The sequence below is a fragment of the Amaricoccus sp. W119 genome, from assembly GCF_047275745.1.
Classification (GTDB): domain Bacteria; phylum Pseudomonadota; class Alphaproteobacteria; order Rhodobacterales; family Rhodobacteraceae; genus Amaricoccus.
Genome location: NZ_JBKQWU010000014.1, coordinates 76976 through 91974 on the forward strand (window position 1 = coordinate 76976; position 14999 = coordinate 91974).

Annotated in this window: 13 protein-coding genes and 2 pseudogenes; 10 read left to right on the forward strand and 5 right to left on the reverse strand. The window is 69.2% G+C overall.

Annotated elements, in window-relative coordinates; all coding sequences use genetic code 11:
- Positions 1-130 precede the first annotated feature (130 nt).
- Genes ACLJK8_RS10210 through ACLJK8_RS10225 form a run of 4 tightly spaced genes read left to right on the forward strand, consistent with a single transcriptional unit; the run spans position 131 to position 4326 of the window.
- Complete coding sequence (locus ACLJK8_RS10210; protein ID WP_413150121.1) at positions 131-1504, forward strand: alpha,alpha-trehalose-phosphate synthase (UDP-forming); 1374 nt, start codon at positions 131-133, stop codon at positions 1502-1504.
- Positions 1501-2265: a trehalose-phosphatase gene (gene otsB / locus ACLJK8_RS10215; RefSeq protein WP_413150122.1), complete on the forward strand. Its 765-nt coding sequence runs from the start codon at positions 1501-1503 to the stop codon at positions 2263-2265. The genes ACLJK8_RS10210 and otsB overlap by 4 nt, the downstream gene beginning before the upstream one ends.
- Positions 2266-2287: 22 nt before the next feature.
- Positions 2288-3868: a glutamine-hydrolyzing GMP synthase gene (gene guaA / locus ACLJK8_RS10220; protein WP_413150123.1), complete on the forward strand. Its 1581-nt coding sequence runs from the start codon at positions 2288-2290 to the stop codon at positions 3866-3868.
- Positions 3869-3873: 5 nt separating this feature from the next.
- On the forward strand, positions 3874-4326 hold the full coding sequence (locus tag ACLJK8_RS10225; RefSeq protein ID WP_413150125.1) for a MaoC family dehydratase: 453 nt from the start codon (positions 3874-3876) through the stop codon (positions 4324-4326).
- Positions 4327-4371: 45 nt separating this feature from the next.
- Here ACLJK8_RS10225 and nadC read toward each other — a convergent pair whose 3' ends face one another.
- The 3 genes from nadC to nadA form a co-directional block, all read right to left on the reverse strand.
- Complete coding sequence (nadC, locus tag ACLJK8_RS10230; RefSeq protein WP_413150127.1) at positions 4372-5214, reverse strand: carboxylating nicotinate-nucleotide diphosphorylase; 843 nt, start codon at positions 5212-5214, stop codon at positions 4372-4374.
- Positions 5211-6683, reverse strand: a complete 1473-nt coding sequence (locus ACLJK8_RS10235; RefSeq protein WP_413150128.1) for an L-aspartate oxidase — start codon at positions 6681-6683, stop codon at positions 5211-5213. The genes nadC and ACLJK8_RS10235 overlap by 4 nt, the downstream gene beginning before the upstream one ends.
- A gap of 218 nt (positions 6684-6901) precedes the next feature.
- Entirely contained in the window at positions 6902-7957 is a 1056-nt protein-coding gene (gene nadA / locus ACLJK8_RS10240) for a quinolinate synthase NadA (protein WP_413150129.1), read from the reverse strand.
- Between the two features lie 379 nt (positions 7958-8336).
- Between nadA and ACLJK8_RS10245 the strand changes: the two genes are divergently transcribed.
- The 4 genes from ACLJK8_RS10245 (at position 8337) to ACLJK8_RS10260 (ending at position 11853) form a co-directional block, all read left to right on the forward strand.
- Complete coding sequence (locus ACLJK8_RS10245; RefSeq protein WP_413150131.1) at positions 8337-9314, forward strand: 3-hydroxyacyl-CoA dehydrogenase; 978 nt, start codon at positions 8337-8339, stop codon at positions 9312-9314.
- Positions 9315-9469: 155 nt separating this feature from the next.
- The gene (locus ACLJK8_RS10250; protein WP_413150132.1) at positions 9470-9727 is read left to right on the forward strand and encodes a hypothetical protein; all 258 of its coding nucleotides are present in this window, start codon (positions 9470-9472) and stop codon (positions 9725-9727) included.
- Positions 9727-10557 carry an OmpP1/FadL family transporter gene (locus tag ACLJK8_RS10255; RefSeq protein ID WP_413150141.1) on the forward strand — a complete coding sequence of 277 codons (831 nt, stop codon included), beginning with the start codon at positions 9727-9729 and terminating at the stop codon, positions 10555-10557. Before ACLJK8_RS10250 ends, ACLJK8_RS10255 begins: the two co-directional genes overlap by 1 nt.
- 270 nt (positions 10558-10827) lie before the next feature.
- Positions 10828-11853, forward strand: a complete 1026-nt coding sequence (locus ACLJK8_RS10260) for an AraC family transcriptional regulator ligand-binding domain-containing protein (RefSeq protein ID WP_413150133.1) — start codon at positions 10828-10830, stop codon at positions 11851-11853.
- A 195-nt stretch (positions 11854-12048) separates the two neighbouring features.
- On the opposite strand, the gene ACLJK8_RS10265 is transcribed toward ACLJK8_RS10260, so the two are convergent.
- Complete coding sequence (locus ACLJK8_RS10265) at positions 12049-12924, reverse strand: alpha/beta hydrolase (protein WP_413150134.1); 876 nt, start codon at positions 12922-12924, stop codon at positions 12049-12051.
- Between the two features lie 505 nt (positions 12925-13429).
- On the opposite strand from ACLJK8_RS10265, the gene ACLJK8_RS10270 reads away from it, so the two are divergent.
- Positions 13430-14170, forward strand: coding sequence for a calcium-binding protein (locus ACLJK8_RS10270; protein WP_413150135.1), 741 nt, complete (start codon positions 13430-13432; stop codon positions 14168-14170).
- A 474-nt stretch (positions 14171-14644) separates the two neighbouring features.
- Here ACLJK8_RS10270 and ACLJK8_RS10275 read toward each other — a convergent pair.
- A pseudogene (locus tag ACLJK8_RS10275) lies at positions 14645-14745 on the reverse strand (integrase core domain-containing protein); the annotation flags it as partial.
- Here ACLJK8_RS10275 and ACLJK8_RS10280 point away from each other — a divergent pair.
- A pseudogene (locus ACLJK8_RS10280) lies at positions 14743-14865 on the forward strand (transposase); the annotation flags it as partial. The pseudogenes ACLJK8_RS10275 and ACLJK8_RS10280 sit on opposite strands and share 3 nt — an antisense overlap.
- Between the last annotated feature and the right edge of the window lie 134 nt (positions 14866-14999).

Sequence of the window (14999 nt, forward strand, 5' to 3'; positions counted from 1 at the left end):
ACGGCGGGTGCGCGACGGCGGGTGCGCGACGGCGGGTCCGGGACGGGCCGTCGGGACGCGGTGCTCGATACACGAAGTTCACCGGGGCTCGCCTTGCCTTCGGCGCGGCGATGCTGTTTGTTCGCAGGCGATGTCACGCAGACTTATCATCGCATCGAACCGGACCGCCGCTCCGGGAGAGCCGCGGGCCGGCGGACTGGCCGTCGCCCTGTCCGACGCGCTCAACGAACGCGGCGGAGGCGTCTGGTTCGGCTGGTCCGGCGAGGTCGTGGAGCGCGAGACCCGCGGCGTCCGCCTCTTCGCCGATGGCGCCATCGATTTCGCCCTCGCCGATCTCACCCAGGCCGAGCATGACGGGTTCTATCTCGGCTATTCGAACCGCGCGCTCTGGCCGGTCTTCCATTACCGGACCGACCTCGCGCATTTCGACGAGGAGGATTTCGCCGCCTACGAGACCGTGAACCGCCGTTTCGGCCGCCTGCTCGCACAGCTGACCCGGCCGGAGGACGTGGTCTGGATCCACGACTACCATTTCATGCTGATGGGCGCGGAGATGCGCGCCAGCGGCTGGGACGGGCTGATGGGGTTCTTCCTCCATATCCCCTTCCCGGCCCCGGAGGTCTTCACCGCCCTGCCCCAGCATCAGCGGCTGGCGCGCGGCCTCGCGGCCTTCGATCTGGTGGGTTTCCAGACCGACCGCGACACGGCGAACTTCCGGCGCTACCTCCTCGAACATTGCGGCGGCGTTCAGCGGGAAGACGGCACGATCCGCGTCTTCGACCGCGTCCTGCGGGCGGAGACCTTCTCGATCGGGATCGATCCCGAGGATTTCGCCCGCCTCGCGGTCTCGCCGGAGGGCCGATCGGCCGCCGAGCGGCTGGGGCGGATGATCGAGAACCGCGCGCTGGTCTTCGGCGTCGACCGGATGGACTATTCCAAGGGCCTGCCGCAGCGGATGGCCGCCTTCGGCCGCATGCTCGACGAGTCGCCGGGGATGCGCGGCACGGTGAGCTTCCTGCAGATCGCGCCGCCGTCGCGCGAATCCGTCGATGCCTATCAGGCGCTCCGGGCCGAGCTCGACGGGCTCGCGGGCCGAATCAACGCCGATCACGGCGATCTCGACTGGGTGCCGATCCGCTATCTCGCACGCGGCTACCCGCGCGAGGCTCTGGCCGGGCTCTACCGGATCGCCCGGGTGGCCCTCGTCACGCCGCTCTATGACGGCATGAACCTGGTCGCGAAGGAATTCGTCGCGGCGCAGGATCCGGAGGACCCGGGCGTGCTCATCCTCTCGGGCTTCGCCGGGGCGGCGGAGCAGATGCCCGATGCGCTGCTCGTCAACCCGCATGACATCGCGGGCATGGCCGATGCGATCGAACGCGGGCTCCTGATGCCGATCGACGAGCGCAAGGAGCGCTGGAACGCGCTCATCACCGGCGTGCGCGAGAAGGACATCGCCTGGTGGCGCGTGAGCTTCCTGAAGGCGCTGGAGGAACGCGCGTGAGCCGCGATCTCGGCGAGCTCGAACTCGGACCCGGCGACGCGCTGTTTCTCGATTTCGACGGCACCCTGGCCGAACTGCGCGACGATCCCGACGCCGTGCGGCTCGACGCCGGGACCGAGGCGGCGCTGATCCGGCTCGCCGAAGCGCTCGGAGGCGCGCTCGCCATGCTGAGCGGCCGCGACATCCGCGATCTCGACCGGCGGACCCCGCGCGGGGTCTGGCGGGCCGGAGGCCACGGGCTCGAAGTCGCGGCGCCGGGCGAGATCCCGCCACCGACGCCGGGCGGCCCGGTGGCCGACATCCTTGCCCGGCTCGAAGCCCGGGTCGCCGAGTTTCCCGGCGCGAGGGTCGAGGTCAAGGGGCCGATCATGGCGATCCACTACCGCGCCGCGCCCGAGGCGGGAGAGACGCTGATCGCGGCGGCGAAGGCGGAAGCCGAGCGGTCGGAGGATCACGTGGCCCAGGCCGGGCACATGGTCGTCGAGGTGAAGCCCGCGATCGCCAACAAGGGCCGCGCCCTCGCCGCCCTCGCCGCGCGCGCGCCCTTCGCCGGGCGCCGGACGGTGATGATCGGCGACGACACGACGGACGAGGATGCGATCGTCGCGGCGCTCGGCCTTGGCGGCGTCGGCGTCTGGGTCGGAGACGGCGAGAGCGCCGCCGGCTACCGCGCGAAGGACCCGGCGGAGGTGCGCGCCTGGATCGCGCGCGAAGCGGATCGGCTGGGAGACTCACTCCCGCGTCGCCCTTGCGGAGCGTAGACGGCGGAATTAAGCCTCGCCCATGACAGACACACCGATCGCCCCGGCGGCGCCCGAGCATCAGCGCCTTCTCATCGTCGATTTCGGCAGCCAGGTGACGCAGCTCATCGCCCGCCGGCTGCGCGAGGCGCGGATCTATTGCGAGATCCATCCGTTCCAGAAGGTCGACGCGGCGTTCCTCGCGGAATTCGGGCCCCGGGCGGTGATCCTCTCCGGCGGCCCGGCGAGCGTGACCGAGGAGGCGAGCCCGCGCGCCACCCCCGAAGTCTTCACGCTCGGCGTCCCGGTGCTCGGCATCTGCTACGGCCAGCAGCTGATGATGGAACAGCTCGGCGGCAAGGTCGAAGCCGGGCACCACGCCGAATTCGGGCGCGCCTATGTGACGCCGACCGAGACGCATGACCCGCTCTTCACCGGGCTCTTCGCCACCGGCCGCGAGGAGGTCTGGATGAGCCACGGCGACCGCGTGACCGCGCTCGCCCCCGGCTTCTCGGTGATCGGCGAGAGCCCGAACGCGCCCTTCGCGATCACGAGCGACCCGGCCCGGCATTTCTACGCGGTGCAGTTCCATCCGGAGGTGCATCACACGGTCAATGGCGCGCGCATCCTGAAGAACTTCACCGATCTCGCGGGCTTCACTGGCGACTGGACCATGGCCGCCTACAAGGAACAGGCGATCGAGGCGATCCGCGCCCAGGTCGGCGATGCCAAGGTGATCTGCGGCCTCTCGGGCGGCGTCGATTCCTCCGTCGCCGCCGTCCTGATCCACGAGGCGATCGGCGACCAGCTGACCTGCGTCTTCGTCGATACCGGCCTCATGCGTATGGGCGAGGCGGAGGAGGTCGTCTCGCTCTTCCGCGACCACTACAACATCCCGCTCATTCACGCCGACGAGAGCGACCTCTTCATCGACGCGCTCGAAGGCGAGGCGGACCCGGAGACCAAGCGCAAGACCATCGGCCGGCTCTTCATCGAAGTGTTCGAGAAACACGCGAAGGAGGTCGGCAATGCGAAATTCCTCGCCCAGGGTACGCTCTACCCGGATGTGATCGAGAGCGTGAGCTTCACCGGCGGCCCGAGCGTCACGATCAAGAGCCACCACAATGTCGGTGGACTGCCCGAGCGGATGGACCTGAAGCTGGTCGAGCCCCTGCGCGAGCTCTTCAAGGACGAGGTGCGCGCGCTCGGCCGCGAGCTCGGTCTGCCGGAGAGCTTCGTCGGCCGCCACCCCTTCCCCGGCCCCGGCCTCGCGATCCGCTGCCCCGGCGGGATCACCCGCGACAAGCTCGAGATCCTGCGCAAGGCCGACGCGGTCTATCTCGACCAGATCCGCCGGCACGGGCTCTACGACCAGATCTGGCAGGCCTTCGCGGTGCTGCTCCCGGTCCGCACGGTCGGCGTGATGGGCGACGGGCGCACCTACGACTATGTCTGCGCGCTCCGGGCAGTGACCAGCGTCGACGGGATGACGGCGGATTACTATCCGTTCGAGCACACGTTCCTCGGCGAGACCGCGACGCGGATCATCAACGAGGTCAAGGGGATAAACCGGGTCACCTATGACTATACATCAAAGCCGCCGGGCACGATCGAATGGGAGTGAGCGAGATGAGTGAAGGTGAGAAGGTCTATCTCGAGGATCTCTCCGTCGGGCAGCGGTTCGAAAGCGCGCCGGTCGAACTGACGGCGGAGGCGATCAAGGCCTTCGCCGCCCAGTTCGACCCGCAGCCGTTCCACCTCGATGAGGGGGCTGCGGAGGGATCGTTCTTCCGGGGACTCGCCGCGAGCGGCTGGCATGTCGCCGGGCTCACGATGCGGATGCTGGTCGATGGCACGCTTCCGATCGCGAGCGGGCTGATCGGCGCCGAGGTGGAGGTCGCCTGGCCCCGGCCGACGCGTCCCGGGGATGTGCTGCGCGCCGTCGTGACCATCGAGGCGATCCACCCCTCCCGCTCGAAACCCGACCGGGGGTTCGTCACCGTGCGGACCGAGACGCTGAACCAGAACGACGAGCCGGCGCAGGTCATGACCTCGAAGATGCTGGTGCTGCGCCGGCCCTGAGGCCCTCTGGTCCAGAGATCCTCAGGTCCAGGGATCCCCCGGCCCCTAGAAATCGAGCCCGAGATCGAGCACCCGGGCGGAATGGGTGAGCGCGCCGCAGGAGATGTAGTCGACGCCGGTCGCGGCGACTTCCGGGAGCCGGGCGAGCGTCATGTTGCCCGACGCCTCGGTGATCAGGTTGCCCGCGACCATCGCGACGGCCTGGCCGAGCGTCGCGGTATCCATGTTGTCGAGCAGCACCACCTCGGCGCCGCCGACCGCCAGCACCTCGGCGAGCTGGTCGAGCCGGTCGACCTCGATCTCCACCCGCGTCATGTGCGAGGCCGCCGCCCGCGCCGCCGTCAGCGCCGCGCGCACCCCGCCCGCGGCGGCGATGTGGTTGTCCTTGATCAGGATCGCGTCCGAGAGCCCGAACCGGTGGCTCGACCCGCCGCCATGCGCCACCGCCGCCTTCTCGACCAGACGCAGCCCCGGCGTGGTCTTGCGCGTGCAGGTCACCTTCGCGGGCGCCGCGGCCCGGGCGAAAGCCGCCGTCATCGTGGCGATACCCGAGAGCCGCCCGGCGAAATTGAGCGCCACGCGTTCCGCCGAGAGGATCGAAGCCGCGTCGCCGGAGATTTCCATCAGCGTGTCGCCGGGTTCGCAGGCATCGCCATCCGCCCGGAGCGTCCGAAGCTCCAGCGCCGGATCGACCAGCCGGAAGGCGATCCGCGCCAGCGCCATCCCCGAGACCACGCCCGGCTCGCGCGCGTTGATCCGCGCGGCATAGCGAGTGCCGGCGGGGATCACCGCCCGTGTCGTGACATCGCCCCAGGGCCCGAGATCCTCGGCGAGCGCGGCGCGTACCAGGGGTTCGAGCAACACGTCGGGCAAGCTGAGCGCGCTCATGCCGTGACCTCTCCCATCGCCCCGGCGCGAATGCGCTCGGCGCCGGCGAGCGTCATGCGCGACCGGAGCGCCCGTTTCGGGTCCGCGTCCGGGAAATCCGTCCGGTAGTGCCCCCCGCGCGATTCCTCGCGCGCGAGCGCGGCGCCGGCGATCAGCGTCGCCGCCGCCGTCATCGCACGGAAGACCGGCGAGTCCGTGCGCGCCTCCAGTTCCGCGATCCCGCGCAGCGCGGCGCGCAGCCCCTCTCCGGACCGGGTCACGCCGACCTCCTCGGTCATGATCCGCCGGAGCCGTGCCACCGCATCCTCCGGCGGTGCGACGTCGCCCGGCGGGGGCGTGAAGGCGAGCTCGGGTGCCGCGCCGGAGGCGCCCAGCGCCATCGCGATGTCATGCGCCGCGCTCCGGCCATAGACGAGCGCCTCCAGCAACCCGTTGGAGGCCAGCCGGTTCGCGCCATGAAGCCCGGTGCAGCTGACCTCGCCGATCGCCCATAGGCCCGGCAGGCTGCTCCGCCCCGCCTCGCTGACCGCGATGCCGCCCATATGGTAATGCGCGGCCGCGGTCACCGGGATCGGCTCCAGCGCCGGGTCGATCCCGAGCGCGCGGCAGCTTCCCGCGACGGTCGGAAACCGCGTGTCGATCGCCGTGCCGATCGCGGCGCGGGTGTCGAGCATCGGCCGCCGGCCGGCGCGCCATTCGGCGAAGACCGCGCGCGCGACGACGTCGCGGGGCGCGAGCTCGGCGTCGGGATGGACCGCCGTCATGAACCGCTCGCCGCCCGCGTTGACCAGCACCGCGCCCTCGCCCCGAAGCGCCTCGGTCGCGAGCGGCAGCGGATCGGCATCGCAATCGATCGCCGTGGGGTGGAACTGCACGAATTCGGCATCGGCCACCGCCGCGCCCGCGAGCGCGGCGATCCCGAGTCCCTGGCCGCGGATCGAGCCCGGATTGGTGGTCCGCGCATAGAGCCCGCCGGCCCCGCCCGTCGCGAGCAGCACGGCCGGGGCGAGGAGCACGCCCTCGCCGGACTGCCCGTCGGCCGCGGCGAGGCGGAGCCCGGTCACCCGGCCGCCACCGACCTCGAGTCCCGTCGCGATCACCCCTTCGAGCGCCTGGACCGAGGGCGTGGCGCGCACCGCGCCAATGAGCGCCGTCATGATCGCCCGCCCCGCGCCATCGCCCTTGACCCGCACGACCCGCGCCCGGTCATGCGCCGCCTCGCGCGAGAGCACGAAGCCGCCGGCGCCGGTCCGGTCGAAAGGCGCGCCGCGTTCGGCCAGCGCGAGCACGTGTTCGAGCGCCTCCGCCGTCACCTGCTCGGCGACGCGCTGATCGACGGTGCCGGCGCCGGCGCGGATCGTGTCGGCGGCATGGCGCGCCGGGCTGTCATCCGGCCCCGCGGCCGCGGCGACACCGCCCTGGGCGAAGGCCGAACTGGCACCCTCGCCGAGCGGCTTGGGAGAGATCACCAGCACCGGACGGGGCGCGAGGCTTAGGGCCGCGTACAGCGCGGCGANGCGAAGGCCGAACTGGCACCCTCGCCGAGCGGCTTGGGAGAGATCACCAGCACCGGACGGGGCGCGAGGCTTAGGGCCGCGTACAGCGCGGCGAGCCCCGCGCCGACGATCACCACGCGATCCGTCGCGCTCACGGGAGTCCCGGACTTCATGCCGCGTTCATGTCGCGATCAGGCCGCCTTGGCTGGACGGCGGCTGATCTCGATCATCCGCTCGACGGCGCGCCGCGCGCCCGCGCTGACGGCGGGATCGACCGTGACCTCGCCCTCGCCCGTGTGGAGCGCGTAGAGCACCTTCTCGAGCGTGATCATCTTCATGTAGGGGCACATGTTGCAGGGCCGGGCGAAATCGACATCCGGCAGCGCATCGGCGATGTTGGAGGCCATCGAGCATTCGGTGACCAGCATCGCCTTCGCCGGGCGCTCCCGGCTCACCCAGTCGATGATACCCCCCGTGGAGCCGGTGAAATCGGCCTCCGCCACCACCTCGGGCGTGCATTCCGGATGGGCGATGATCTTCATCTCCGGGTCCTGGGCGCGATAGGCACGGAGATCGGAGGCGGTATAGAGCTCGTGCACGATGCAGGAGCCTTCCCACCAGACGATGCGCTTCGAGGTCTGCGCCGCGACGTTACGCGCGAGATACTGGTCGGGCGTCATGATGACGGTATCGCCCTCCATCGCCTCGACGATCTTGACCGCGTTCGCGGAGGTACAGCAGACATCCGACGCGGCCTTCACCTCGGCGGTGGTGTTGACATAGGAGACGACCGGCGCGCCCGGATAGCGGCGGCGCATCTCGGCGACGCCCTCGGCGGTGATCGAGGAGGCGAGCGAGCAGCCGGCGTCGTAATCGGGGATCAGCACGGTCTTGGCCGGGTTCAGGATCTTCGAGGTCTCGGCCATGAAATGCACACCGCACTGGACGATCACATCGGCCTCGACCTCGGTCGCGGCGATGGCGAGCTGCAGGCTGTCGCCGACGATATCGCCGATCCCGTGATAGATCTCGGGCGTCATGTAGTTATGGGCGAGGACGACCGCGTTCTTCTCGCGCTTCAGCCGCTCGATCTCGATCACGTAAGGCGCATGGAATGCCCAGTCGGCGAAGGGCACCACCCGCGCCATCCGGGCGTGGATGTCCCGCGTGGACTCGGCTTTCTCGATTGACGGGCTGAGGTCGTAGGCGTCCGCGAGCACGGACCTGATCCTGGTCGCATCGGTCATTGGCGGCCCCCCTGGCGCTGACGAGCGAATCGTCGGAAATCGCCTCCTATCGTCTTGGGCCCCCGTCGGCAAGCACGTCGTCGCGTGGCGCCGACGGGAGTCCAGGCCAGAAACAGATTGTGAATCACAATGTTGCCGGATGCGTTGGGGCCTTTCTGACTCGCGGACCAACAGCGGAGAGTTGATCGGCCGCGTTGCGCGGCAAGGTTGTTCGCGGCCCCGAAAGCGGCGGGGCTCCACCGGACGGGCGGCGGCGGCGCCCGCCTGCGAGACCCGGACTCCCCGCCAGGCGCCCGTCCTGTCGCGCAACGCCAAGCAGATGGCGCGCGCACCCCGGACCCTCCGGCAACATCCACCGATCACAACCGGAGGAAGCCCAATGTCCGACAGCGATCTCGATCGCCTGACCGTGCTCGGCGGCGGCGTCCTCGGCGGGCAGATCGCCTGGCACAGCGCGCATCGCGGCAAGACCGTGACCGTCTACGACCCTTCGGAAGACGCGATCGGGAGGTGTCGAGCCGCGCACGACGGCTATGCCGCGATCTACCGGACGGTCCTCGGGGCCAGCGACGCGGAGATCGCGGAAACCCGCGCCCGCCTGAGCTTCGGTCGCGACCTGGCGGATGCCGTGAGCGAGGCCGATATCGTCATCGAGTCGGTGCCGGAGATCCCGGAGATCAAGGCCGGGGTCTATGCCGAACTGGCGCGGTCGCTGCCGGCGCGCACCATCATCGCGACCAATTCCTCGACGCCGCTGCCACGCGATTTCGCCGCGCTGACGGGACGGCCGGAGAAGTACTGCGCCCTGCACTTCGCAAACCAGATCTGGTCGTTCAACATCGTCGAGATCATGGCGCATGCCGGCACTTCGCAGGCGACACTCGAAGCCGTGGCGCATTTCGCGATCGAGATCGGCCAGGTCCCCGTCGCGGTCCAGAAGGAGCGGAACGGCTACCTGCTGAACTCCTGGCTCGTTCCGATGCTCAACGCCTCGCTGGCGCTGGTATCGAATGGTGTGGCGACGCCGGAGGACGTGGACCGGACCTTCCTTGTCGCGAACCGGGGCGCGGGGATGGGGCCGTTCGGCTGGATCGACGTCATCGGCGTGAAGACCGCCCACGACGTGTCCGTCTACTGGGGCGAGGTCAATGACGACGCGCAGTTGAGGAAGAACGCCGCCTTCATCAGGGAGAACTACCTCGACAAGGGTCTCTCGAGGAGGCTCGGCGGTGAGGGGTTCTATACCTACCCGGACCCCGCGTTCGCCCGGCCCGATTTCCTCGACGTTCCCGATGCCTCGGCGGCGCCCGGGATCGCACGGCGCGCGAGCCTCGCAATCGCCGAACCGGCCGGCTGAGCCAGGCGTAAGATCCGGCCGAGACACCCCGGCGCCCCGCGGTCCCTCTCGGGGCCCGCTCCTCCTTCCCGCGCAGCACCGGAGCAGCCGCGGGCGCCCGTCAGGCGCCGCGGCGAGCCGCGTCCGTTGCATTGGCACGACAAGAGCGCAACCTCATGAAACGCATCCTTCTCGGCACCGCGGCCCTGTTTGGTCCGGTACCCGCCCTCGCTGATGGCATCGATCTGTCGGGCCAGCCCGTGACGCTCATGTTCCGCGACGGCACCTACGCGGAGATCGGCTACACGAACTGGCGTCCGACCCTCACTGGTGCCGACCAGACCGGCACGGACAGCCGTATGTCTATGGCGATTATCCGTTCGCGACCGGCGGCTTCAAGACCGATCTCGGGGAGAAATGGTCGGCCGCGCTGATCTTCGACCGGCCCTGGGGTGTCAACGTCGGCTGTTCCGGCGACTTCGCCTACGCGGGCACGACGGCCGACACCACCACGATGGAGCTGACCGGCCTGCTCCGATACAAGCTCGACGAGAACTGGAGCCTCCACGGCGGGCTGCGCGCCGGGCGGTTCGGAGCCGATGTCTCGCTCGACGGGCCGGCATTCGGCGATATCGGATATCACTGGAGCGGCGATTACGAATGGGGGCTCGGCTATGTCGTCGGCGGCGCCTACGAGATCCCCGAAACGGCGCTGAGCGTCGCGCTGACCTACAGTTCCAAGATCGACTACGACCTCGACAGCGTCGAGACGATCGCGCGCGGAGTCCGGCGCGGGTTGACAACGGACATCACCATGCCGCGATCGGTCAACCTCGACTTCCAGACCGGCATCGACGAGACGACGCTGCTCTACGGCTCGGTGCGCTGGGTTGACTGGTCGGGCTGGACCATCGCGCCGGCGCTGCTCGCGGAGGTCGCCGGCGCGCCGCTCGCGGAGGATGATTCCGACAGCTTCCTCTACAGGATCGGTCTTGCCCGGCAGCTGACACCGAACTTCGCCGGAGCCATCGAGATGACGTATCTTCCGTCGGAGAACGAGGTTCAGAGCGCGCTGCGACCCTACGACGGCTACACCTCGCTCGGCGCCGGAGGAACTTACACCTTCGACAGCGGACTCGCGCTGACCGCGGGCGCGGCCTACTACTGGCTCGGCGACGCGGAAGTGTCCGAGAACGGCGTCGCATCCAGATTCGATGACAACAAGGCCGTCGCTCTGAGTTTCTTCGTAGGCTATTCATTCTGAGCTCATTCTGAGCCCCGGCGCGTTTCCCGAAGCCGTCTCGCGAAGGTCGGTGCGCGGCCGGCCATGCGAGTTTCATCCGGGGCGCGACCCGGCGCGGTCCCACGGAGGCGCATGCGTCCCCTCCTCCCGAACCCGAAACTCTCGCGAGACCGATCGATGCCGACCGACACGAGGCTTGCCGGACGGCGCGACAGCATTCGCGCTTCGCGGAGTTGACCGCGACTGCCCGCCGCGGCCAAGGTTCGGGACAGTCAACCCGGAGGAAGGCCAGTGGCACGCTATTTCAACCGGGCGAGCAGCTTGAGAGGACTGCGGGATCTCGCAGCCGAGGCGGGGGCGGATCTCGCGCCGGTGATGCGCAAGATCGGGCTTCGCACCGATCTCTTGCGAAAACCGGAGGAACGCGTCGAATTCGCGGCGATATGCGCCCTGTTCGAGCAATGCGCCCTGGACTGGGACATGCCGGACCTCGGGCTTCGCATGGCGCCCTTCCAGCACCTCGACATGCTTGGTCCGGTCGCGCTCGTCACCCGCATGTCCTCCGACCTGCGCGAGGCGCTGACCTCCATGACGGCGAACCTGATCATCCACAGCAACGCCATCGTCGCGACGCTGGAGGAGGAAGGCGACACCGCCGCGCTGACGATCGAGGTGCAGCCGGTTCCGTCCGGCACCCGGCAGTACAGCTTCGCCTCGGTCGGGGTGGCGCGCAACGTGCTGGAACAGGCCGGGACCGGGCGTGTCGACCTCGTCGAAGTCCTGTTCAGCCACGACGCGGCGGAGGTGCGCGGCACCGCCGAGAGCACCTTTCGCTGCCCGGTCCGCTTCGGATCGGAGCGCAACGCGCTCTATTTCGACCGCTCCGCGCTCGACCGGCCGATCGAGCGGAGCGATGTGGCCTATCACGCGCTGATCGAGCGCTACCTGACGACGGCCCGACGCGAGGTCGCGGGCCGTGCGAGCGACGAGGCTCGCTTCGAGATCGCGCGGCAGATGGAGTTCGGAGGCTGTACGCTCGAAAGCGTGGCGCAGTCGCTGCGGCTCGAGCCGCGCAGCCTGCAGCGACGGTTGAAGCGGGAGGGGCTGACCTTCCGCGATCTGGTCGATGTCTGGCGCCGGACCCGGGCGCTGTCGCTCGTCACGAACACCCGCCTGCCGCTGGGCGAGGTCTCCCTGGCACTCGGCTATTCGGAGCAGAGCATCTTCAGCCGCGCCTTCCAGCGCTGGTACGGCAAGGCCCCGCTGGCCTATCGCTACGAGGACGCCGCGCCCGCCGGACCGATGGCGCCTCCATGAGCCGGGCCGGGCACCGGTTGCCCCGCCCCCGGTGGCCCCGCGGGCCCCGGAGCCGAGCTGGATCGCGCGAGCGGCGTCGGTGCCGATCGCGATGACCTTCTCGCCGGCCAGCCAGCGGCGCGGCAGGGACATCCATGCTCGGCGGCTGTGCCCGGCGATCACCGTCGCGGGCCGCCCGCGGCCCGTCGGGAGCGTTCAGCCGAGACGTTCCTTCAGGAAGGCGAGCTGGTCGGCGACGAACCGTTCGAAGTCGTCCCCGACATAGAGCGCGAAATGCCCCGTGTCGCAGGTATTGAGCGTCGCCGCCGGGGCCGCCTTGGCGGCGGCGATGGCGGCGTTCGGCGGCGTCGTCTGGTCACGCAGCGCGACCTGGACCAGCGTCGGCGCCTTCGCACGAAGGAGCCGACGACCCGGCGAATAGGTCGAGAGCCGCGGCAGGAACCGCGCCGGAACGTCGCCTTCGAACGTCTCGCCAGCGGGAACCAGCTCGAGATATTCGATCGCCTCCGGCGCGTTCATTATCGACAGCTCGCCCGGCGAGCCGACCGCGGGCACCCGGTGCGGCGCCCGGCCGACGAGGCTGCCGGCCAGGTCCCAGATGGCGTGCAGGCTGAGCCGCATGCCATGCGCGATGCCACCGGCGAAGGACGAGGCGATCGCATCGGTGTGCGGCCCCTGCGAGATCACCGCGGCCAGGCTCGCATCCTCGACGGCGATTGCCATCACGTGGCCGCCCGAAAGCGAGGAACCCCAGATCACGATCAGCCCATCGGCGTCCGGCAGCGCCCGGGCGAAGGCGATCGCCGCGTGGTAGTCGTCGAGCTGGCGACGGATGTCGATCAGCCGCCGCGGCACGCCGTCGCTGGCGCCGAAGTGACGGTAGTCGAATACCACCACGTCGTAGCCCTCGGCGGCGTAACGCTCGGCGTAGCGGTCGAGCCCCATTTTCTTCACCGCAGCGAGGCCGTGCGCCATGACGACACAGGGCCGCGGCGCGGCGCCCGCGGCGCGATAGTGCCAGCCGCGGCAGGTGAGGCCGCCTGAGGTGAACTCGATATCCGTGCGTTTCATGGGTCCTACTCCGCCGCTATGGTGGCGCCGTCGCACCTCGTCGCCGCCCGGGCGTCGCGCGCGATGACGTTGATCAGATGTCGCAAGAGCCTCGGGAACCGGCTTGCGAGGATGAGCGTGACATCGGAGCGGAGTCCGGGAACGATGCTGAAGCCCCCCCACGGGCTCGCGCCCCACGTCGCAGGCGACGCTGGCCCGCTCGTCAGTCGGGATCTCCGGAAAGCGCCGGCGTGCCCAGTTCCGCCGCCGGCATTGATGGCCACTCTGGGTGTGCCGCCTTGCAAGGAACATGTCATCGGCCCGTCCTCCTTTCGATTGCCCCGATATTGGGAAGTTCGCGACGTTCGCGCTTTGCCAGACTGTCCGGCTTTTTGACATTTCGCGTCCGCGTTCCAGCTCGTTCGGCGGAACGGCGACGTTCCTGACGGAATCCTGACCGATTCGGTCAGCGCGGCGTCAGGTCGCACCTGCATAAAGGCCGCATCGAAACACAAGGAGCACAGGCATGCGCATCGATGGCAACAGCGGTAACAACACGCTCCGCGGGACGAGTTCGGCCGATGATATCTATGGATTCAACGGCAATGACCGCATCGATGGTTTCGGCGGAAACGACCGACTGTACGGTGGTCGGCACAACGACGATATCGACGGCGACGGCGGCGACGATCTGATCAACGCCGGCACCGGCCATGACGAGGTCGACGGCGATTCCGGCGACGATCGTATCTTCGGCAGCGGCGGGAACGATGAGATCGACGGCGGCTCCGGCCGGGATCGTCTCTCCGGCGGCACGGGACGCGACGAGATCGACGGGGACAGCGGCGACGACCGGATCTTCGGCGGCGCCGGCGACGACGACCTCGATGGCGGCTCGGGCGATGACCGTGTCGTCGGCGGCACGGGCAACGACAGGATCGACGGCGGCTCGGGCGACGATGTGCTGGTCGGCGGAGCGGGCGCCGATGTCTTCGAATTCGACGACGATGGCGAAGGCTCGGACATCATCGAGGACTTCGATTTCGGCGCCGACCGCCTGGATTTCGATGGTTTCAACTCCCTCGACGAAGCCCTCCGGAACGCGGTTCAGCGCGGCGACGACGTCGTCTTCACGCTTCGCGGCGACGATGACAACGATGATGACGACGACGATGATGATGACGACAACGATGGCGTCGCCGGCGAAGTGACGATCCTGAACGCGACGCTGGACGACTTCGGCGCCTCGAACTTCCTCTTCGACTGAGCACGCGTCCACGCGGGACCAGGCGGCGGGCCATGACCCGCCCCCTGCCGCGTTCCTGGTCGCAAACAAGGCGCGAGCGGAGATCGGACGAGTGCCCGCACTGGTTTCCGACCATCGCCCGCGCTGCGACGAACGACAGGGCGCAGCATCTCCAAGTAGTTGTGACGCAGAGGCTGGAAGCCCAGCCCGAAGCAACCCGCCCCTGATACGGCGGCTCGTCTGCGCGACGTTCGCCACGACGACGTGGTCCCATCGAGAACTGAGCCATCCGGCCCCGCGCGTCATGAGCGCGGCGCGGTGGCTCAACCCATCGAAGCACACCGGCGTGGAGCCGGACCTATTCTACCAGTCAGCCCTGGGTTGGAGGCTCAATTCAGGTCCATGCGATGACGATGAAAAGAACGGCAATGGCTGCGAGATAGTTGGTCGCCAGCCGGTCGTAGCGGGTGTGGTCCTGCCCCGTTTCGCCGGACACTAGGCGGTTACGGCTTGAGCGGCGATGAACTTGCGGGGCGAGCGCATTCGGAGCCCTGAATGCGGGTGGTTTCGTTGTAATCCTCGATCCAGCTGGCGACAGGGCCGGCTGGCATCTTGCCCCGGCCCTCGTCGTGCCAGGGAACATCACCATCCTGCCGCTGCCACCCCACTCGCCAGAGCTCAATCCGGTCGAGAACATCTGGCAGTTCATGCGCGACTTGGACACCCTGAAGAACGGGGCTTGAGAGCATCATTTGGGCGCCGAGGCACTGTCTTGGGCGTTCTGGTACGCATATGATGACCGTTTCCGCGCTTTCACCGGGCGCTCCGGGGTCCGGGGTCGCCGTTTCCC